The organism is Dokdonia sp. (assembly GCF_039945015.1).
In the GTDB taxonomy this organism is placed as follows: Bacteria; Bacteroidota; Bacteroidia; order Flavobacteriales; family Flavobacteriaceae; genus Dokdonia.
Genome location: NZ_JBDUXP010000026.1, coordinates 24,473 through 47,397, shown reverse-complemented (window position 1 = coordinate 47,397; position 22,925 = coordinate 24,473). Strand labels below are relative to the sequence as shown.

Sequence of the window (22,925 nt, the reverse complement as noted above, 5' to 3'; positions counted from 1 at the left end):
AAGAAAAAGCTTATTACTATAAATCATCAGAGTCTTAGGTTGTTTGTATATTAGTCAATAACTATATACGTACATAAACCAACCTCCATTATAAAGATGCATACTCGGCCCTTCACGAGACTTCTACTTTTTTCCATACTATGTGTTCTAGGTTTTACCTGGTGTACAACAGAAACTTCTGCTCAAACAGCATCTCCTTCTCAGAATCAGATAGATCGCAAAATGGCAGACAGTTATCTAGAACAAGCAAAAATTGCATTACAGACTAGAGATACAAAAACAGCACTTCCTCTTATTTATACCGCAGATTCTATATATCAAAAACTAGTACTTCCTCAAGAGGTCATAGAAGCAAAAATTTTGGAATATAGATGTTTGAATTTTTTAAAACCTGTATCCCAATGGGGAATTCCATTATACCAAGCCTTGCCCTTTGAAAAGGCCTTAAAACAACCTAGTATGGCTAAAGTAAAGTTATACTCTGCACTAGGTACAAATGCAAATATTAATAATCAGCCAGAGATTGCCTATTATTACGGAACCAAAGCCTTAAACCTACTCCAAGAAGGTAGTTTGGCTGAAGACCCTGAGTATTTTGAATACTATAATTCTGTTTTATATAAGGTAGGAAAGGTAGAAGAACATAGACATAATTACAAGAAAGCTGAAAGTCTATACTTACAATCTTTAGAAAAAGCTAGAGAACATAAAACACCTTTCTATTTAAGCTTTGCTGGGTTATTTAAAATATACACTTTTACCAATCAGCATCAGAAGATTATAGACATGGTACAAGAGTTTGAATCTGAAAATTATGCGCAGACACAACCTCTATTCTTTGTCTATGATTTTTATTCATATCATATAGATTATTTAATAAAAAACACTTTTTATGATAGTGCTCTGGATCAATCTTTAGCTTTAAAAAAGTTACTTAGTACAGATGCATTCAAGTCCCATTTTTCAGAATGGTTTTTAAGTGAACGTATTGCTGACATCCATAGTTATCAGGGAGATTATCAACAGGCAATTAATGAACTATTAAGTACCAAAGCATTACAAGAATCTCTAGAATATAGAAATGCAGAAAGAGCAGCACTCTTTATAAAATTAGCTAAAAATTATTTGGATCTTAAAGACTATAAAAATGCCCAATACTATAGTGAAGAAGCACTTAGTATAAATACCGAAATAAAGAGTGACACCACTTCATTTCACACCCCTCTTGATGTAAACAATATTGAGAAAGCGCATAAAAATATATTACTCGACAATCTATTATTTAAGGCCCAGCTTGCTAAAGAATTATATCTCAGCACAGAAGGCAGCACCTATCTAAAAACAGAAAAACAATCCTACCAAACGGCGCACGAGTTAATTAAATTAATGGGAGGAATCAGTGATGAAGATGCTTTCTTAGATGAAACGCAATTCAAAAATGTGTATGGCAGTTTAATGAACATCTATCAAGGAGAATGGGAAAAGGCAGGAGTTAAAAAGGTTTTCGAGAATGCATTACAATTACGCCTACAGAGTCAATATGTTACAATCCTTAACGAACTTAAAAGTGCGCAACAACACAAGGATATTACCTCCATACCATTTATAAATAATCTGAGAGAAACCTATCAAGGGTATAATACACTATGTTATTTCTGGGGGCAAGATGCGATCTATGTGCTAAACGAAAATGATACGACACAACACTTTGATAAAATCCCATTAACAACGGCGTTAGAAACAGCCATTGACGAAGTAAGTTCTGGAGTCCGAAAAATAGATACACCCATACATAAGGAAGCACACCAACTTATATACAAAACATTATTTGAGAAATACATACAACCAGATGTAAAAACGGCAATATTACTAGATGATAAATTACATCTTATTCCTATAACTTCTTTATGGATTGAAGAAGAAGAACGTTATCTATTAGATAAAACTAGTGTTGTACATATAACAACCACTATCCCTAAAAGAGAAACACCAACATCCTATCAGGCGTTACTTATGGCTCCTTTTGCTACACAACAAGGAGTTTTCAATAACCGTCTTCCTAAAAGTGCCGATGAAATAAAAGCCATAGGGCAGTATTTTGACTATGATGCCTATCTAGATCAACAAGCATCTAAAGCATCTTTTCTTGACAAAGTAACCTCGGCTTCTATCATTCATCTGGCGACACATGCCACTGCAAATACAGAAGATCCATTACAAAGTAACATTCAGTTTTATGAAGAAGAAAGCGTGGGTCCAACACATACTAGTTTGAAACTAAACGAGATTTATGATCTAAAGTTGAATGCTGTCTTGGTCACTTTAAGTGCTTGCGAAACGGGTATAGGTAAAGAAATTAAAGGAAAAGGAATACAAAGTATGTCCAATGCTTTTACACATGCCGGTGCTTCTAGTACACTTATGAGTCTTTGGAAAGTACCAGATACAGAAACTATGATTATCATGACAAGTTTCTATAAATACCTTAATGAAGGCATGGCTAAAGACGAAGCACTTCGTCAATCTAAATTAGATTACTTAAATTCCAATGTAGATTATCCTGCCTTACAACACCCCTATTACTGGTCTGGTTTTGTGATTTCTGGAGATGCTACAGCTATCTATCAGAAAGAGCTGGCTTGGAAAAAATGGGCACTTATCGTAGGAAGTATCTTTATACTATTATTTGTATTTAAAAAACGGTTATTCCAACGAATTTAATAACGCAATGGCTTCTTTGTTCTTGAAACTTGAATTTGTTTGAAGCAGTATATTCAAATGGCTTTTTGCTGTTGCTTTATTATCCAATTTTAAATAACTCAATGCCAAGTACCATTGTGCTTGAGCATAGATAGTATCTGTTTTTTCAACATGAGATTCTAAGGTTTCAATAGCAGCTTCTGTTTGATCTATTTGCAGTTGGGCATTAGCCTTATACAACGCTAGTATCGCTTCAGGTTTCTCTTCTAAAAGGTCATTTATATGTTTAATTGCCTTTGTATAATCCCCATCATCATATGCCATAAAAGCCAGCGCTTTTGTCGTCTTTACTACTTCGCCCCGAACGATAGGTTGCACTACATTTTTATAAGGTTCAAAATAGTGAGCATATAGCGATTCCGTAGAATCTGTACTATTAAAATAGAATATACTACCTAAACCTATAAGTACTAAAACAGTAGCAGCTACTGACCATCTTCTCCATCGGGATTTTTGTTCTTCTTTATAAAAAGAATGTAACTGTGCTTTTGTTTGGTCGTAGTCCGCTTTCGCGAAAGCGTAATTAAGCCCTTCGTAAAAGGGAATATCATCTGCAAAAGAAGGATCATTCTCTATGTACTCCTGAAACAATTGTTCTTCAGACTCACTTAAAGTTCCTTGTAAATATTTTTGAATTAATAGGTCTTTATCCATAATTGGGGGATTGAACGAGTGTCTTCAAGCTTTTAAGACATCTAGATTTTTGACTTTTGGCTACATCCTTACTACTATACCCAAGCTTCTCTACAATTTCATCAAGATTAAATCCGCGGTAGTAAAACAAATACAGGATTTCGCGGCATTTCCCTCCTAATTGTTCTAATGCTAGCTTCATTTGATGTTGTTGTTCGTCATCCTGAATGGTAGCTTCAACAATTTCTGTCATTAAGGTATGTTCATGGTACATGGCTGAAAAATCCTCAACGAGATGTACCTTCTTCTGTTTACGTAAATGAGTATAAATTAAATATTTACCTATACTAAAAAGATAGGTTCGTAGTTCGCTTTTTAGATTATCAAGCTTTCCTTGGCGTGCATTATCTCTTAAAATGATAATAGCATCTTGATATACATCTTCAGCCATAGATGTTGTAATAGAATATTTCTTTGCATACCGCAGGAAGGCCTTGCGATGTGCAAGGTATATGTCGCGTAATGCTTCTGGTCGATCTTCTTTTAATCCAGTAATAAGGCGTTGCTTTTTCATATTAGTGCATTAGAGAAGATAAAGTAAACATCATCTTAGCTAAAAGTACTAAAAAAGATTTCGTACACCGAAAGTTGCATACACACAATTTTTATATTTCACATATAAAACACTGATAATAAGTATTATAAATTTAAATTATTAAAAAAAGTAACTCATACTGTTTACCTTTTTAAAATGGTGACATGAATAGATACACTAACGAATATCGTTTATGAAAGCTTTTCAAAAACCATTGCTTATATGCTGTTGTATACTATCCTTCTATATAGGAATAGCACAATCGCAATCTATTAATTATAAAGCCATTATTAGGGACAATGCTGGAACTATACTAGCCAATGATCTTGTTATTATTCAGTTTACTATTCTAGAAGGTACTACAAATGTTTATTCAGAAAATCATACTCCTACTACAGATGCAAATGGACTTATTGTTTTAAACATTGGTGAAGGAACAGTTCTCAGTGGGGATTATACAACTATTGATTGGGCTACAACCGATCATTTCTTGAATGTACAGATTAACACTGGAGGCGGACTTGTTGATATGGGAACTACTCAGTTTCTATCTGTCCCTTATGCAATGCATGCACAAACAGCAGAAAACACCATAGGCTTGGAAGATATTGATGAAGGTAATGGTATTGGATGGCGATTAAAAGATCGTGATCCTGATAATTATGGGCCCATTGGTGAAAATGCGATTGATTTAAGTAGTACTACTTCTCCTAATACAAACCGAGGTGCTACAGGAACTAGAGCATTTGCAGTAGGTGTTTCTACCATTGCATCTGGAGATACCTCTTTTGCCATCGGTTCTGCAAATGAAGCCTCTGGATCTTTCTCTTTTGCTGGAGGAGGAGCAAATACAGCATCTGGAACAGCAACCTTTGTTTTTGGAAGTACCAGTCAAGCCATAGGGAATGTCTCCTTTGCATCAGGTATAGGATTACATACAGATGGGTATCTCTCTGCCGCTTTTGGTCGCGGTAATATAGGAGGTGGAGATCCTTTAGTTTGGGTACCTACAGACCCTTTATTTGAAATAGGGAATGGTTCTCCTGTAGGTAGTAATGATAGCAATGCATTAACCGTCTTTAAAAATGGGAATATTGCCATGGCTGACTCTATGATTAGTGCAGATGGTGTTACAGGAGAATTGGCTATTGCCTTAGGTCATAATACCATTTCTAATGGGGAATATACATTAACAGCTGGAGAACAGACTGAAGCTAGCGGTGAATCTGCTGTCGCATTTGGAACTCAGACAAGAGCCTCTGGAAATGCTTCTTTTGTTACTGGTATTGCAAGCATAGCAACAGGTCCTACCGCAGTAGCTATGGGGTTTTCTGTAGAAGCTTCAGGAACAACATCATTTGCTATTGGAAGCAATACAGAAGCTACAACTTTTAATACAGTCGCCATGGGCAATGCTACAGTAGCTTCAGGTTTTTCAGCAATATCCACAGGAACTCAAACAAGTGCTTCTGGCACAAATGCTTTTGTATTGGGAAATAGATCCAATGCATCTGGTAACCAGTCTATAGCTGGCGGAGATCAAACTATTGTTCTTGGGGATAATGCCGTTGGTCTAGGCTTTGGTTCACAAGCTTTTGGAGATAATGCTTTTGCTATGGGAACAAGCGCTATTGCCTCCTCTGATTCTGAATTTGTGATTGGTCGTTATAATACACTATATACACCTTCTGCCAATGGCCTTGCAGGAACCGATAGAATCTTTGTGATAGGTAATGGCTCAAGTATCTCTAATCAAAGTAACGCCATTACCGTACTTAAAAATGGGAACACTGGTATAGGCACCTCTATTCCTCAGGAGCGTTTACATATTGCTGATGGTAGACTACGTATTGGTACTGAGACGGTTGAGGATACGGGGTCTAATCGGTTGGAATGGAATTGCGGTCTTTTTCCAGACACCGATGATTCCTTTCAATTGGGTGGTTCTGCCTTACGATGGGAAGCCGTTTGGGCTACCGATGGTACCATTAACACCTCAGATCGAAGAGAAAAAAGAGATATTCAAGATTTAAATTATGGCTTACGCGAAATTTTAAACCTCAACCCAGTACGTTTTCGCTGGAAAGCAAAACCCGAACAAGGAGAGAAATTAGGGCTTATCGCTCAAGATTTATTAGAAATTATTCCCGAAGTAGTTAAAACCCATGAATATGTTCATACTGAAGATACTGAAAATGCTACTCCACAAAAGAAAGAATTAGATAGACTCGGTGTCTATTACACAGATCTGATTCCAGTACTTATCAAAGCTATCCAAGAGCAACAAGAAATCATTCAATCTTATAAAAACGAACAACAAGAAAGCAAAACTGCTATCGCAGATTTACAAACACAACTACATCTGATCACTAAACAACTTCAAAACATACATTATGAAAACTAAGGGATTCTTTATACTTGCTTTTTGTTTCTCGCTGACCTGTATTGCACAGAGTAGCATGAATTATAAAGCAGTCATTAGCGATAACCAGGGCATTCCTTTATCCAATGAATTGATTGTTATTCAATTTACGATTCTGCAAGGTGATACTCAAACGACTGTATATACCGAAAATCACACCCCAACTACAGATGCCAATGGGTTTGTCGTACTCAATATCGGAGAAGGGACGGTACTCAGTGGAGATTATGCAACTATTGATTGGCCATCTGACACTCACTTTTTAAATGTTCAGGTCAATTCTGGAGGAGGTCTTATAGATTTAGGAACAACACAATTCTTAACCGTTCCGTATGCAATCAGCGCACAAACTGCTGGAAATGTGAATGGTTTGGAATCGATTACTGAGAATGGTTCAACTGGTTGGCGCTTGGTAGGAAGAAATCCTGACTTTTTTGGAGATATCGGTTCAGGAGCTGTCGACTTTAGTCAGTCTGATAGTGATTTTGCTGAGTATGGAGCCCTAGGTTCTAACGCTGTTGCTTTTGGCTTTAGAACACGAGCAGAAAGTTTTGCTATCGTAGGCGGATTTGATACTACAGCTTCAGGAATTTCCTCTGTAGCTTTTGGTAATGAATCAACAGCCTCAGGGATAAGTGCTGTCGCTATAGGAAGTAGTGCTACAGCACAAGGAGAAGGAGCTGTATCCATAGGGATACAAACATTTGCAGGTGGAGATCGATCTATGGCTTTGGGTTCTCAATCATCAGCGACAGGAAGGCATTCGATTACATTGGGTCATAATGTCGATGCTCGTTCTTTTGGAGAGGTTGCTTTAGGTACGTATACTACATCATATACGCCAGTCTCCACCACAAACTTTAATGCAAGTGATCGTTTGCTTGTTGTAGGAAATGGAAATGCTGCAAATAATGCTTCAGATGCATTGATTTTGTATAAAAATGGTGCTTTACAAGTAGGTGAAGAAAGTGAAGCTTCGGGAGATCAATCTTTTGCGTCTGGCAGATTTACATTGGCATCTGGAGATGCATCAACCGCTATGGGGAATTTTTCACAAGCATTAGGAAATCGTTCTACAGCTCTAGGGTTTGAAACACAAGCATCTGGAGACCGATCTATCGCTATAGGAATTTCATCAGTAGCCTCTGGAAGTGGTGCAATAACATTAGGAATTGCAACAAACGCTTCTGGAAATTCTGCTATAGCTATGGGTACTGCTACAAATGCACCTTCCTTTGGAGAAACAGTAGTTGGTTTATTTAATACCCTATACACACCTGCATCTACTATAAATTACTCTGGCGGTGATCGCCTTTTTGTAATTGGTAATGGTTCTGCTCCAGATGATAGACGTAATGCCGTTACCGTTCTCAAAAACGGAAATGTAGGTATTGGAACATCCAGTCCTCAAGAACGGTTTCATGTGGCTAATGGACGTCTACGTATAGGAACTGAAACTGTAGAAGATACAGGATCTAATCGTTTGGAATGGAATTGTGGTCTTTTTCCCGATACCGATGACTCTTTTCAATTGGGAGGCTCTGCCTTACGATGGGAAGCGGTTTGGGCAACAGATGGAACTATCAATACCTCAGATCGTAGAGAAAAAAGAGATATTCAAGATTTAAATTATGGCTTACGCGAAATTTTAAACCTCAACCCAGTACGTTTTCGCTGGAAAGCAAAACCAGAACAAGGAGAAAAATTGGGGCTTATCGCACAAGATATATTAGAAATCATTCCTGAAGTCGTCAAAACCCATGAAATGGTCGCTGTAGACGAGAAAGGAACTCTTGAGAAAAAACAATTAGATCGCTTAGGGGTGTATTATTCAGATTTAATTCCTGTACTCATCAAAGCTATTCAGGAACAGCAAAAGGTTATTGAAACACAAAAAGGAGCCCTTGGAACGCAAGAAAACCTTCTCAGAGAGCTTGCCTCACGAGTATCTCAATTAGAGGACAAACAAGTAAACTAACATGAAAAAGTATCTATTTTTAATCCTATTATTCCCTATCACTCTTATTTCTCAAACCATAGGAATGAGTTATAAAGCCATTGTTCGAGACGATACAGGAACGGTCATGGCCAATCAAGAACTAAGGGTAGATCTCACCTTGAATATTCTAACCATTAATTTTCCAGCCTATATAGAAACTCATATGGTAACTACCGACGAAAATGGCCTTATGATGCTTACCATTGGTGAAGGGACACCTATTAATGGGACATTTTCTTCGTTAGATTGGTTGAATGATCGATTTGAATTAAACGTGCAAATAGATCCTGGTAGTGGTCTTATAGATCTGGGAAGTACGCCCATATATTCGGTGCCTTATTCGTATCATGCGCAAACAGCTACAAATGCGCAAACAGCCTTAAATGCCGAAACAGCTGTACTTGCTGAAACAGCAACCATAGCAATCGATGTTGAAAATATATCTGGACTTGAACTACTTGATGAAGGAAATGGTATAGGACGGCGGTTAGCTGGTAGTAATCCAGATAATTATGGGCCTATTGGTTTACATGCGGTAGACATAAGTTTTTCTGCCGCTCCTGGAAATTTTGCTGGAGCACTTGGAACTCATAGTTTTGCTCAAGGCGTCCAAAGTAGTGCCTCTGGAGATAATAGTGTGGCACTAGGTTTTTCGGCAGAGGCTTCAGGAGCACATTCCATGTCTTTAGGAAGCCAAAGCGATGCCGATGGAGATTATTCGTTTGCCGGTCCGGAAGCAAGCGCTAACGGAGATTATTCAGTGGCTTTAGGAGATAATGCTTTTGCTTCAGGGTTTAATGCAGTTGCCTTAGGTTCTGATTGCTCAGCGCAAGCAGATAGCAGTTTTTCTGCTGGATTTGGTAATAATATTTTCCCAGATGCCGTTGGTTCTATTGCGTTAGGTTTTGAAAATGCAAACAGAGCAAATAACAGCATTACCCTTGGTAATTATGTTTGGTCTGATTCGTATCAATCCATTGTTCTAGGTACTTACAATACGATTATTCCTGGGACGAGTGAATCTATTTTCTTACCAGGAGATCCTTTACTTCAGATAGGAAACGGCACCAGTTTTTCAGAAAGGAGCACAGCACTTATGATTCTAAAAAATGGGAATATTGGAATTGGTGTCACTAATCCATTAGAGTTATTACATGTTAACGGCAATATACGTATTGATAATATACTCCGTATAGGTACCGAAACCATTGAAGATACAGGTACGAATCAATTGTCATTTAATGCGGGCCTTTTTCCTGATAATGACGGCGCTTTCAATCTTGGTAATTCTAGCTTTCGTTGGAATGCCGTTTGGTCACAAGATGGAACTATTAATACATCCGACAGACGAGAAAAAGAAAACATTCGAGACCTCAATTACGGCTTAACAGAAGTACTTCAGTTAGATCCAGTGCGTTTCCAATGGAAAAATAATCCGCAACAAGGAGAGAAATTGGGGTTGATTGCTCAAGATTTATTGAAAGTAATTCCAGAAGTCGTTAAAACTCATGAATTCGTATCGGTAGATGAGGAAGGAACATTACAGAAAAAAGAATTGGACAGATTGGGTGTGTATTATTCAGATTTAATTCCTGTGCTTATTAAAGCAGTACAAGAACAACAAGAAATCATTCTAAAACAGCAAACCAAGATAGAAACCTTAGAAGCAAAAACTACAGAAATAGCGGAATTAAAAAACCGAATGACTCAGTTAGAAGCTTCTCTTAAAACCGCCATCAGATGAGAATTTTATTTACACTTACTTTCTTAAGCATTTTTTGTGCAAGCAATGCACAGAGCATTGATCGTTTTAGTATTGATAGTGGTGGTGCAAGTGCAACCGCTGGAGGAATTAATATTGTGTACACTATAGGTGAAGCACATATCGCTGAACGTACGGCGGCTACACTTTCTATTTCTGAAGGTTTTATCGTTCCTCAATTAATAAACATACGTATACATCCTATTGTATTCTTACAAGGTGCATATACCAATCCAAATACTGGAGAAGAATTATTGATGCGAGATGACTTACGTATTGCCAGTTCGATACTCATTCCAACAACAAGTCCATATGATAGCACTACCTGCAATGCGTCCGTTTTTACTACTACAGGAGCAAATGCTATTGTAGATTGGATATTAATTGAACTCAGAGATGCTAATGATGCTTCTAATGTATTAGTATCTCAATCGGCATTATTACAACGTGACGGGGATATTGTAGCTACTGATGGTACATCTCCAGTTACAATAAATAGTATCTCAGGTGATTATTATGTGGCAGTCAGACATCGCAATCATCTAGGCATTCTTACAGCGAGTACAGTTTCACTTTCTGAAACTGTAACCAATCTTGATCTCAGTGCAGATATCAATGTTGTAACTGGAGGAGCACTTGCTCTTAGAGATATGGGCAATGGAGTTTTTGCTATGTATGCAGGAGATGTAAATACCGATGGAAGTATCCTAAATACAGATATAACTAATGCACTTTCTGTATCTGGAGGGATTAATATGTATTCAGGTTCAGACGCCAATATGGATGGAAATATTTTAAATACAGATATCGCACTTATCATTCAACCGAATGCTGGGCGTATTCAACAATTTTAAAAACCTACTTAAATCAATTATCAATGAAAAAAATTACTCTATATATAGCCATATTTCTAGGATGTATGACTATCCATGCTCAAAATATCGAGCTCTCTTTTGCCAATGCTTCCATCACCAATGATGGAGCTAATGACTTCTATGAGGTAGATATAATGATCGCCAGTGATATAACGTATTCTCAAGGATCAGGACAATTCTTCTTAGATTACAATACTGCTGCCTTTGGAACACTCATTAATGGTTCGACAGGAATTACTTTTGAACGTCCAGAGACTTCTATTTTAGGAGGACAAACTACCGTGGAAGTAGCACCAGGAACCATCATTCCACTTGGATCTCATTACAACTCTTTTTTTATCAATGATGCCACCATCTCTAAAGTATCTTTTATCTGGCAACAAAATGGGAGTGCTGGAATGATTGAGGATAATATTGTAGCTAACACTCCTACAGTATTAGTACATGTAAGAATACAATTCTTAGATGGAGCCTCTTCTATATCTCCAGATCTATGTTTTGACGCAGCAAACCCTTTTGATGACCAATTCTTTACTGCTTGTGGACCATTTGATCCACTCGTAGGATTCACCTTCGTAAATGCAGATTGTATTAATGTAGCTGGCACCCAAATCTTTGATTATACACCAGATTGTACCATCCCTACTCCTCCCCTATGTGCTGGATTACCAGTAACTACATATAACGGAATGGGATGGGACAATGGAACTCCTGATGGTTCTATGAATGCTGTGGTGGATGCAAACTATGACACCTCTGTCGTTGATGCTGATATTGTTGCTTGTTCGTGTACAATTAATCCTGAAACTACTGTCACAGTAACAGCTGGAAGACACTTACAAACTACGGGTAATCTTACTATAGATGGGACACTGGACATATTACATGAAGGTAGCGTTGTTCAAACTGATGAAAGTGCTGTAACTATTAATAATGGATCTATCTCTGTGGCAAAAACAACTCCAACACTAGATGATCGTAATTTTGTAGCGATGAGTAGCCCTGTGACTGCTGAATCCAGAGATAGAGTGTATGGAAATTCTAGAGCGGTCTTTAGTATTATCCCTGATAACTTCATCCCTTTCCCTATTGATCTCATGACATTCCCAGAATTTGAAGGAGCTGAGAACTTCTTGGATGATGATAATGATTATCTATTGTCTGTCACTGGGAGTACAGCATTACCTGATGCAGGCATTGGACAATTGGTATTTCCTCAACCTGAACCTCATGTAGGTGATGGAGCGTATACGCTTACCTATACTCAAAATACTTCCAATCCTGGAACTTTAAACTCAGGAACCATTACAGTACCGATCAACTATAATGGACCTGCTACTATTAATAACTACAATTTATTAGGAAATCCATATGCTTCGGCTATTGATGTGACGGAATTTATTAGCACAAACGATGCAGTAAATGAAGTATACTATTGGGATCATTTGACTAATCCAACATCAGATTTACCAGGGTTTGGGACCAGTAATTTCTCTATGAATGATATTTCTATGCGCAATGCCATGATGGGTGTAGCCGCAGTAAATGGAGGTACTGGAACAGAACCAGGGCAATTTATGGCTTCTGGGCAAGGATTTGGTATCAAAGCAGATCAAGCAGAGATGGTTAGTAATACTCCTGTGGTATTTACAAATAGAATTCGTGTGACTGGAAATAATGATGGATTTAGGTCTAGTACCGCAGAAAACAATCTGGATAAACTATGGTTAAACGTAACTACCGACACTTATGAAGAAGCAATATCTCAAGCAGGTATTGGATTTACACCTAATGCAACAGAGGGATATGATGCTGGGTATGATAGTAAACGTTTAGGAACTTTCCTTTCTTTATTTACAAATCTAGATGGAGAATATCTTGCTATCCAAGGAAGAGAAGCTTTTGATCCAGAGATAGAGTTGACATTAGGTTTTTCTACTTCTGTAGAAACAGAGGAGAATTACACTATTAGTATAGATCATTTAGAAGGTATTAATATTGAACAAGCTCCTGTATTTTTAATTGATAACCTAACAAATACCATCACAGACTTAAAAGAAAGTGATTATTCATTTACAGCTAGTAAAGGCATACAGTCAGAACGATTTACACTAGTATTTCAAGATCGTGATGTATTGGATACAGACGAAATACGCTTTCGCGAAAGCGTAACCCTTTACCCTAACCCTGCGTCAAGTGAAGTCACGATTACTTATGGAGGACAGGCACAATTACAAAATCTGACTATTATAGATATGAATGGGAAAATAATCCGTACTATTTCTCTAGAAAATTTCCAAAATTCTCAAGCAATTGATATTAGTAAATTAGCTAAAGGAATCTATTTCTTAAACATCATATCTAATAGAAACACTATAGTAAAAAAATTGATCATTAAGTAGGTTCTTAACGATACAATAGATTACAAAAAGGAGGCTATAATTAGCCTCCTTTTTGTTTTTATTAAAAACCTAAGAGATCTATTCCTCAAAGTGATTTTACTTTTCCTTAAATTGCATCACCATTCTAAATTAATAAAATCCTATGCGCCCTCTTTGGATTATCTTCCTATTTATCAATACAATAAACCTTATTGGACAAACCGAAGATTCGACAATTGTTGCTTTTCAGAAAAGAATAGAGACTGCTCCTAATGATTCTTTATTCTTTGATCTTAGATTACAATTGAACTCCTATCTCATTAATGAAAAATATGAAGATATTACACCACAACTCTTAGCGCAAAAAGAAAAATTAACACAGCTTACATCTTATAAAAAATATAGACAACTTGTAAAGCTACATCAACAACTTGCTATAATTTCCCGAAGAAAAACTGATTATACAAAAGCCATTAGCTATTATCTGGAAGCACTTGACATTATGAAACAAGCGCAAGATCCAGATATTGATGCTACGTATTATAATATAGCAGTTATCTTTTATGAACTTAAAGAGTACCCAAAAGCATCTCATTATTTAAAAAAAACTATTGATTTAAGAGAAAAGAAACCTTTAAATACTGGTTTAGGTCATTCTTATAATCGATTAGGGTTAGTTTATAGAAATCAAAAAATGCTAGACTCTGCTATGTATTATTATAAAAAAGCAGAAAAAATCTATGAAGAATTAGACTATGAAAAAGGGTATTATAAATTGCTCAATAATATGGGCTCTATATATACTAAGCAGAAGAACTATAAAAAAGCATTAGCATTAAAATTAAAAAGTCTAGAATACTATACCCAACGTAATGAACAGGAAAGTACTTCTATTTTGCATTATAGCATTGCTGTAAATTATGGTAAGTTAAACCAATATCAAAAAGCATTATATCACATTAATGCTTCTATACAGCTTGCAGAGCAACATCAATTAGTAGAGCGGCAAAAAAAAGGGTACATCCGCAGAAGTACTATATACCGAAGCCTTCAAAGGTATGATGAAGCTTTTTTAGATCAAAAACGATACAACGAATTATCTGATTCTTTAAACAAGGTGAAAAAGAGTCATGAAATTCAGCAAATGCTAAATATACATGAACTTGAAAAACAAAGAATAGCTGACAGTCTACTACTCACTAGCGAAAAAGCATTAATAGCAAAAGAGCTTGAAAGTAAAAAAGCGACTGCGTTACGTAATTATCTTATTATTAGCATTCTATTCATTTTATTAGTAATACTGTATTTATATAATAAAAAACGTCTGGCATTTATTCATTTAAAAAATGGGTTATTACAAGAAAAGGTTGAAAATCAAGAAGAAAAAATAAAAGTAAAAGAAGAGGTTATTACAGATCTAATGCAAGACTCTATTCAGCAATTAGAAAGTAAAAAACAATTAACCTCAGACATCCAGGATTTGGCAAATACTGGGTATTCAGAAAAGAGTATAAAAACAATTTTACTTTCATTACGAGCAGATACCAAAGATGCTGAACAACTATTGTTATTTAGGAAAGCACTCCAGCAAAAAAATGCCGATTTTAAAATACGCCTACAAAAGAAGCATCCTAACCTCACTCCTTCTGAAATAGAAATGGCACACTATTCTTTACTCCAGCTTTCGCTAAAAGAAATTGCAGCGCTTCGAGGTGTTACTATAGATTCGGTTAAGAAAACTAGATACCGTCTTCGCAAAAAACTAGAACTACCCAAATCCAAACAACTCACTGATTATATGACAGGTATATAAACAAATTCAACTACTTTAACAGCTTGTCCACCTATTTGTCCACCTGATTTCTAATCCTAGAATTTTAGATTTAAGTTACTTTGTTTATAGTTCAAAAATAAATGATCATCAACGCTCTATACTTATTTTTCACGCCTCATATTTTCTAATAAATCCTATTCATGAAACGATTATTCCTCCTACTTTTTTTATGTTTTTCATTGTCCATTAGTACTGCAAATGCGCAACACTTTGGGTTTTTTATTGAAACTACTACTGCTAATGAGAGTTTTACAATACCTGTTGATGGCTCTCTTACTTACAATTACAATGCAGATGTTATAAATCCCTTCGTTCCAAGTGCCACTGTTTCTTATACCAATCAAACAGGTGAATTAACACATACATTTGGAAATCCAGGTATCTATCTTATTAGAATATTGGATGGAAGTGTGTTTCCAAGAATAAATTTTTCTAATAGTCCGGATAAACTAAAAATCACTTTTATTACAAATTGGGGAAATAATCCATGGGTAACGATGGAAAGTGCTTTTGAAGGATGTTCAAATTTAAAGTTAGATGCTTCAGACACACCAAATCTTTCTAATCTAACATCTACACAAAAGATGTTTTTTGGAGCAACATCTCTTGAAGATGTAGAAAATACAATAGGTTCTTGGGACATGAGTACTGTTGAAAGAATGGGATTCATGTTTAGAGATTGTACTGTTTTTAATGAAGATATAAGCAATTGGGATACGAGCAGTGCCGAAACTTTTACTAGAATGTTTCAAAATGCGCCAGCTTTCGATCAAAATCTAGGAAATTGGGATGTTAGTAATTTAACTTCAAACGGTACAGATGCGATGTTTGCTCAAGCGGGTGTTTCTACAAGTAATTATGATCAAACCGTTATTGGATGGGGAACTTTAGATCCTGGAGAAACACAAATTCCTACAGATTTAAATATACGATTTGATAACAGTACTTATTGTACCTCCGAAGCAGCAAGAACCATTTTGTCAAATACTCCTTTCAATTGGACGTTTACAGATAGTGGTTTAGACTGTAGTACTGTTTCAGATGAAGCTTTTTTTATTACAACTTGGGAAACCACAACTGCCAACGAATCTATTACAATTCCATCAACAGGAAACGGATATTACATAGATTGGGGAGATGGAGCTACAGAAAACTCAGTTAGCGGTAATGCTACACATACCTATACAAACGCTGGTACATATACAGTTAAAATTGGTGGTTTATTTACAAGAATTAACTTTAACAATTCAGGAGATAAATTAAAAATAAAGAGTATTGAGCAGTGGGGAGATATTATTTGGCAAGAGATGGCAAACGCCTTTAATGGTTGTGAAAACTTAGTATTAAACGCAACAGATGCACCCAATTTGACTAATATCATTACCTTTTTTAGCACATTTCGAGGTTGTTTTAATATTGGAAGTCCAAATCTAAATAATTGGGATGTATCAAACATTACAGAAATGACTCAGATGTTTTTTGTATCCAATTTTGATGGAGATATTAGCAATTGGGATGTTGGGAATGTACAATTCTTCTCTTCAATGTTTGAGCAAACACCTTTTAATCAAGATATTAGCAATTGGAATATAGGAGAACATGTAAGCGTTGTAAGTTCCATGAGGGATATGTTTAGACAGAACAATACTTTTAATAAACCTCTTAATAATTGGGATGTTAGCAAAGTAGAAAACATGAGAGATATGTTTAGAGATGCTACAGGTTTCAATCAAAGTTTGGCAAATTGGGATATCACTTCGGTTACAAATTTATCTGGGATGTTAAACAACTCAGGACTTTCTATAGAAAATTATGACGCAACATTAACAGGTTGGGCTACATTAGAAAACGGAGAAACTCAAATACCAACGAATTTGAATCTTGGAGCAAGTGGACTTCAGTATTGTGAAGCAATATTTTCGCGAGATTTATTAGATACTACGTACTCTTGGACGATTACTGATGCAGGAGTCAATTGCGATGATAGTGCTTTTATTACTACTTGGGAAACTACCTCTGCAAACGAAAGCATTACCATTCCTACAGAAGGAACTGGGTATAATTACTATATAGATTGGGGAGATGGTACCGTAGCTTTTAATCAAACTGGCAATGCTACGCATACCTATACAACTGCAGGAACTCATACAGTTAAAATAGCGGGCGATTTTCCAAGTATCTATTTTAATAATGCAGTAGATAAAAACAAAATACTATCTGTAGAGCAATGGGGTACAAATCAATGGACTAGTATGGCTAGAGCATTTTTTGGGTGTGCAAACCTAGTCCTTAATGCTACAGATACTCCCGATTTAAGTAATGTGACGAATATGAATTACATGTTTACAAACACAAGTTCATTAGTAGATAATGGTGGTCGTATTGATGATTGGGATACAGGTACAATAGAAATTATGGGTTATGTATTTCAAAATTCTAATTTTAATCAAAGCATCAATAATTGGGATGTGAGTAATGCCCACTTTTTAGGATTTGTTTTTAGAAATAATACCAATTATAACCAACCTTTAAATAATTGGGAGCTTGCTGTAGATGTAAACCTTATTCAAGTATTTGCAGGAGCAACAGCTTTTAATCAAGATTTAAGTGATTGGGATATTAGTGGTGTTAATAATCTAGAAGGAATATTTAATGATAGTGGCATGTCTATTGAAAACTATGATAGTACACTGATTGGTTGGGCTACTCTAGATGTTGATGAAACTCAAATACCTACTGATCTTACTTTAGGAGCCACAGGAGTACAATTCTGTCAAGCATCCTTAGCAAAAAGAGATTTATTATTTTTTAATGATTGGACTATTACCGATGACGGTATCGGTTGTCCAGAAGAAGACAAATTTATCACGGTATGGAAAACGACTTCTGCAAATGAAAACATTCGACTTCAAGTTAACGGATCACGTTTCTTTACCGTAGAATGGGGAGATGGAACAACGAGTATAGATCAAGTATCAAATGCAGAACATACCTACGCACAAGCAGGAACTTATGAAGTTAAAATTTCAGGCTATATAGGAGGTTTACGCTATAACAATCTACCACCAGGAACATCTACACGATTAAAACTCTATGAAATTAAGCAATGGGGCGCACAACAATGGGAACGTATGGCAGATTCTTATTATGGTTGTGATAATGTAATCGTTACAGCGACAGATGTACCAGATTTAAGCCAAATAACTGATATATCGGATATGTTTAGAAACTGTAATAGTTTAGAAGATATAGGTGGCAAAATGGGCACTTGGGATGTAAGTACGGTGGAAAACTTTAATACGATGTTTGAAAATACAACGTCATTCAGTAGAAGTTTAGGTGATTGGGATCTTTCTAGTGCAACCAATATGACAAATATGTTGAATAATTCTGGTTTGAGTAGTAATAGTTATGATTTAACCTTAACAGGTTGGCGAAACAATCCAAATACACCTTCAAACATAAACTTAGGTGCTTCTGGATTAACCTATTGTAATGCCGTTAGTGAACACGATTATTTAGATACTGATTTAAACTGGAATCTAAATGATGCAGGAATCAATTGCCCAACTGATGAACCTTTTATCACTAAATGGGAAACTACCACTGCTAATGAAACAATTACTATTCCTACACATTTTTCTGCTAATCCAGCTAACAATTATAACTATAGTTATTATGTAGATTGGGGAGATGGTACGGCTATTACATTTGAAACAGGAGGAGCGACTGAAAATGCAGAAGCAACCCACGAATATGCAACAGCCGGAATATATGACGTAAAAATCACAGGAGAGTTTCCAAGTTTAGACTTTGAAGGAGCAGCTAGCAGAGATAAAATATTATCTGTTGAACAATGGGGAGTTATAGAATGGAATAGTATGGCAAAAGCCTTTAGAGGTTGTACTAACTTAGTTGTCAATGCAACAGATATTCCTGACTTAAGCGAAGTAACTAGTATGCTTTTTATGTTTGCTGAGACAGGGAATTTTGCTGATAATGGAGGACGTATCCCCGATTGGGATACTCGTAATATTACATTAATGGGATATATGTTTCAGAACTCAACTTTCAACGAAAATATTAATAATTGGAATGTGAGTAATGTGGAATTTATGGGCTTTATGTTTAAAGATAATTCATACTTTAATCAACCACTAAACAACTGGAAACTTTCTAATGATGTAAGCCTACATAGAACCTTTGCTAATGCCACAGCTTTTAATCAAGATTTAGGAGATTGGGATATTAGTGGAGTTAACAATATGGAGAATATGCTTAAAAACACTAGTATGTCTATAGAAAACTATGATACTACTTTAATTGGTTGGGCAACGCTAGATGCTAGCGAAACACAAATCCCTTCTAACATAAACTTAGGTGCTCAAGAGCTTCAATATTGTGCAAGTCAAGTTGAAAGAGATCTATTAGAATCAACATACAATTGGACCATTACAGATGCTGGATTATCGTGTGACCTTCAATTAGCGACAAAAGTATACCTCCAAGGTGCTTATACAAACCCTAATACAGGAGAAGAGCTATTGATGCGCGATGATTTGAGAATTGCAGGATTGATACCTACATTATCTCCGTATGCAGATGGCGCTATGTGTGACGCTACTGTTTTTGACGTTACTGGAGATGATGCTATTGTAGACTGGGTTCTTATAGAATTAAGAGATCCTACAGATAATACTACTATTCTTGCCTCAACATCTGCCTTACTACAACGTGATGGAGATGTGGTAGATATCGACGGAACTTCGGCGGTAGCCATAGGAGTGGCTTCTGGAGACTATTATGTAGCTGTTAAACACCGTAATCATTTAGGGGTGTTATCTTCAAATACGATCACACTTTCTACCAGTACAGCCGTTGTTAATCTTAGTTCAAATACTACTACTGTAACAGGTGGAGCACTTGCCTTAAGAGATATGGGCAATGGTATCTATGCCATGTATGCGGGTGATGCTACAGGTGATGGAAATATCCTAAACACAGATATCTCTAATGCTATAGGTACTTCAGGAGGAATTAACATCTATAGTGGTGCAGATGCCAATATGGATGGAAATATTCTAAACACTGATATCGCATTAATTATTCAACCAAACGCTGGACGTATTCAGCAATTCTAATCTATTAAAATATATACGCTTTCGCGAAAGCGTATACAACCTCAAATTACTAACACAATTATCATGAAACAGATTACACTTATTCTCCTTGCTTTATGCACTGTTTTTACAATCAATGCCCAAAACATCGAACTCTCCTTTGCTAATCCAGAGATTACTACTGAAGGAATGATTGACTTCTATGAAGTAGATGTCATCATCACCAGTGATGTAACTTATAGTCAAGGATCAGGACAATTCTTCTTAGATTATGACCCTGCTGCCTTTGGAACACTTATCAATGGGGCTGGAGGAATTACCTTTGAACGTCCTGACACATCTATTCTTGGTGGACAAACAACTGTTGAACCAGCTCCTGGAGTTATCATTCCTCTTGGCTCTCATTACAATTCATTCTTTGTCAATGATGCTACAACTTCTAAGGTATCTTTCATTTGGCAACAAAATGGTAGCGGAGGGATGATAGGTGATAATATCATAGCTAATACCCCTACTGTACTAGTCCACGTAAAAATGCAATTTGCGCCAGGAATGACGACAATAGCTACTGATCTTTGTTTTGACGCTACAAATCCTTTTGATGATCAATTCTTTACTGCCTGTGGACCTTTTGATCCACTCGTAGGATTCACTTTTGTAAATGCCGATTGTATTAATGAAGCAGGAAGTCAAATCCTTAATTACACTCCAGACTGTTCTGGATCTACGTTACCAGTACTTGTATGTACTGGAGGAACTACTACCTATACCATTGCAGGTGGATGGGATAATGGAACACCAGATGCAACCATGACTGCTGTCATTGCAGAAGACTATAATACGTCTACTATGGGACTAGGTGATATCAATGCTTGTGAGCTTACTGTAGATGCCATGGCAACCCTTACCGTAACCGATGGAAACTTCATCAACATTCAAAACAATATTACTGTCAATGGAACACTCACTGTAGATCATCAAGGAAGTGTTGTACAAGTAGAGGAAGATGCCGTTACAACCAATAATGGATCTATTACCGTTTCTAAAACAACACCTTCTATCATCGCTCGTAATTATATAGCCATGAGTAGTCCAATGAGTGCAGAAACAAGAGATGGTGTATATGCAAACTCCCGTGCTGTATTTAATATCATCCCGAGTAACTTTGTGCCTTTTACGATTGACTTTGATACTTTCCCAGAATTTGAATTTGCAGAAAACTTCCTAGATGATGATCTAGATTACTTAGTAGCTGTCACTGGGTCTACGGCATTACCTACGCCAGGAATAGGTCAATTGGTATTCCCATCTCCTTCTCACGACTCGCCTATGGCTGCCTATGACTTGGATTATACACAAGGAACACTAAACTCTGGAACGATTTCTATTCCTATTAATTACAATGGACCTGCGACTATAAACAACTATAACCTCTTAGGAAATCCATATGCGTCGGCGATTGATGTAGAGGCTTTTATTAATGCCAATGATGCGGTAAATCAAGTATATTATTGGGAACATCTTACTGATCCATCGGCTGCATTGCCAGGGTTTGGAACCAGTAACTTCTCTATGAATGATATTTCTATTCGCAATTCATTACTAGGAATTCCAGCCGTAAATGGAGGAACAACGCCTGGACAGTTTATGGCATCTGGACAAGGGTTTGGAATCAAAGCAGATCAATCTCAGGCCATGGCAAACACACCAGTGGTCTTTACAAATAGTATTCGTGTAACTGGAAATAATGATGATTTCAGAAATGCTGAAAGTAATACCATAGACAGATTATGGTTAAATTTAACCACTAATGCCTATCAAGAGGTCACCTCGCAAACTGGTATTGGATTTACACCAAATGCAACCCCTGGATTTGATCCTGGATATGATAGCCCGAGATTAGGAACATTCATTTCTCTATTTACAACGCTGGAAACTGGAGAACAACTTGCTATTCAAGGTAGAGAAGCTTTTGACTCTGCTATAGAGCTTACACTAGGGTTTGCTACTTCTGTAGAAACACAAGAAAATTACACCATTAGTATAGATCATTTTGAAGGGATTAATATCGAAAATGCACCCGTATTTTTAATTGATCATCTATTAGGTACAATAACGAATCTAAAAGAAAACAATTATTCGTTTGTAACTACAAATAGTATTCAGCCAGAACGTTTCACAGTCGTATTTGAAGAACGTGACGCTTTAGGGATAAGTGACGGAGGTAGCTTTCGCGAAAGCGTAACTCTCTACCCTAACCCGGCTACAAACCAAGTAACACTGAGTTATCAAGGGACAAAACAATTACAGGAATTGATTATTACAAATGTTAATGGAAAGCATATAAAAACAATCAGTCTTGCCAATTTTAATAACTCACAAAGCATTCAAACTAGTGAACTAGCAAGAGGGATGTATTTTATGCAAATTCAATCGGATAGTGAGACTATAGTACAAAAATTGATCATTAAGTAAACTATAAATAATATGTCATAAAAAAAGGAGGCTAATGATTAGTCTCCTTTTTTTATAATACAAAGTAGT

General features: G+C 36.4%; 11 protein-coding genes. 9 read left to right on the top strand and 2 right to left on the bottom strand.

The window, feature by feature from the left end; translation table 11 throughout:
* Positions 1-96 precede the first annotated feature (96 nt).
* Positions 97-2,721: a CHAT domain-containing tetratricopeptide repeat protein gene (locus ABJD27_RS18930; protein WP_348171946.1), complete on the top strand. Its 2,625-nt coding sequence runs from the start codon at positions 97-99 to the stop codon at positions 2,719-2,721.
* Here ABJD27_RS18930 and ABJD27_RS18925 read toward each other — a convergent pair.
* Both ABJD27_RS18925 and ABJD27_RS18920 read right to left on the bottom strand, forming a co-directional pair.
* Entirely contained in the window at positions 2,704-3,414 is a 711-nt protein-coding gene (locus ABJD27_RS18925; RefSeq protein WP_348171948.1) for a hypothetical protein, read from the bottom strand. The genes ABJD27_RS18930 and ABJD27_RS18925 overlap by 18 nt on opposite strands.
* Positions 3,407-3,967 (bottom strand): sigma-70 family RNA polymerase sigma factor, encoded by a 561-nt coding sequence (locus tag ABJD27_RS18920; protein ID WP_348171950.1) that lies wholly within the window; start codon positions 3,965-3,967, stop codon positions 3,407-3,409. The genes ABJD27_RS18925 and ABJD27_RS18920 overlap by 8 nt, the downstream gene beginning before the upstream one ends.
* A gap of 214 nt (positions 3,968-4,181) precedes the next feature.
* On the opposite strand from ABJD27_RS18920, the gene ABJD27_RS18915 reads away from it, so the two are divergent.
* The 8 genes from ABJD27_RS18915 to ABJD27_RS18880 all read left to right on the top strand — a co-directional run bounded on the left by ABJD27_RS18915 (position 4,182) and on the right by ABJD27_RS18880 (position 22,856).
* Entirely contained in the window at positions 4,182-6,392 is a 2,211-nt protein-coding gene (locus ABJD27_RS18915) for a tail fiber domain-containing protein (protein WP_348171953.1), read from the top strand.
* Entirely contained in the window at positions 6,382-8,388 is a 2,007-nt protein-coding gene (locus tag ABJD27_RS18910; protein ID WP_348171956.1) for a tail fiber domain-containing protein, read from the top strand. The genes ABJD27_RS18915 and ABJD27_RS18910 overlap by 11 nt, the downstream gene beginning before the upstream one ends.
* Position 8,389: 1 nt before the next feature.
* Complete coding sequence (locus ABJD27_RS18905; RefSeq protein ID WP_348171958.1) at positions 8,390-10,153, top strand: tail fiber domain-containing protein; 1,764 nt, start codon at positions 8,390-8,392, stop codon at positions 10,151-10,153.
* Positions 10,150-11,025 (top strand): hemagglutinin protein, encoded by an 876-nt coding sequence (locus ABJD27_RS18900; RefSeq protein ID WP_348171961.1) that lies wholly within the window; start codon positions 10,150-10,152, stop codon positions 11,023-11,025. Before ABJD27_RS18905 ends, ABJD27_RS18900 begins: the two co-directional genes overlap by 4 nt.
* A 23-nt stretch (positions 11,026-11,048) precedes the next feature.
* A complete protein-coding gene (locus ABJD27_RS18895; RefSeq protein WP_348171964.1) occupies positions 11,049-13,448 on the top strand; it encodes a T9SS type A sorting domain-containing protein in 2,400 nt (799 codons plus the stop codon).
* A gap of 142 nt (positions 13,449-13,590) precedes the next feature.
* The gene (locus tag ABJD27_RS18890; RefSeq protein WP_348171967.1) at positions 13,591-15,240 is read left to right on the top strand and encodes a tetratricopeptide repeat protein; all 1,650 of its coding nucleotides are present in this window, start codon (positions 13,591-13,593) and stop codon (positions 15,238-15,240) included.
* Positions 15,241-15,401: 161 nt separating this feature from the next.
* A complete protein-coding gene (locus tag ABJD27_RS18885) occupies positions 15,402-20,402 on the top strand; it encodes a BspA family leucine-rich repeat surface protein (protein ID WP_348171970.1) in 5,001 nt (1,666 codons plus the stop codon).
* Between the two features lie 63 nt (positions 20,403-20,465).
* On the top strand, positions 20,466-22,856 hold the full coding sequence (locus tag ABJD27_RS18880) for a T9SS type A sorting domain-containing protein (protein WP_348171973.1): 2,391 nt from the start codon (positions 20,466-20,468) through the stop codon (positions 22,854-22,856).
* The last annotated feature ends 69 nt before the right edge of the window (positions 22,857-22,925 follow it).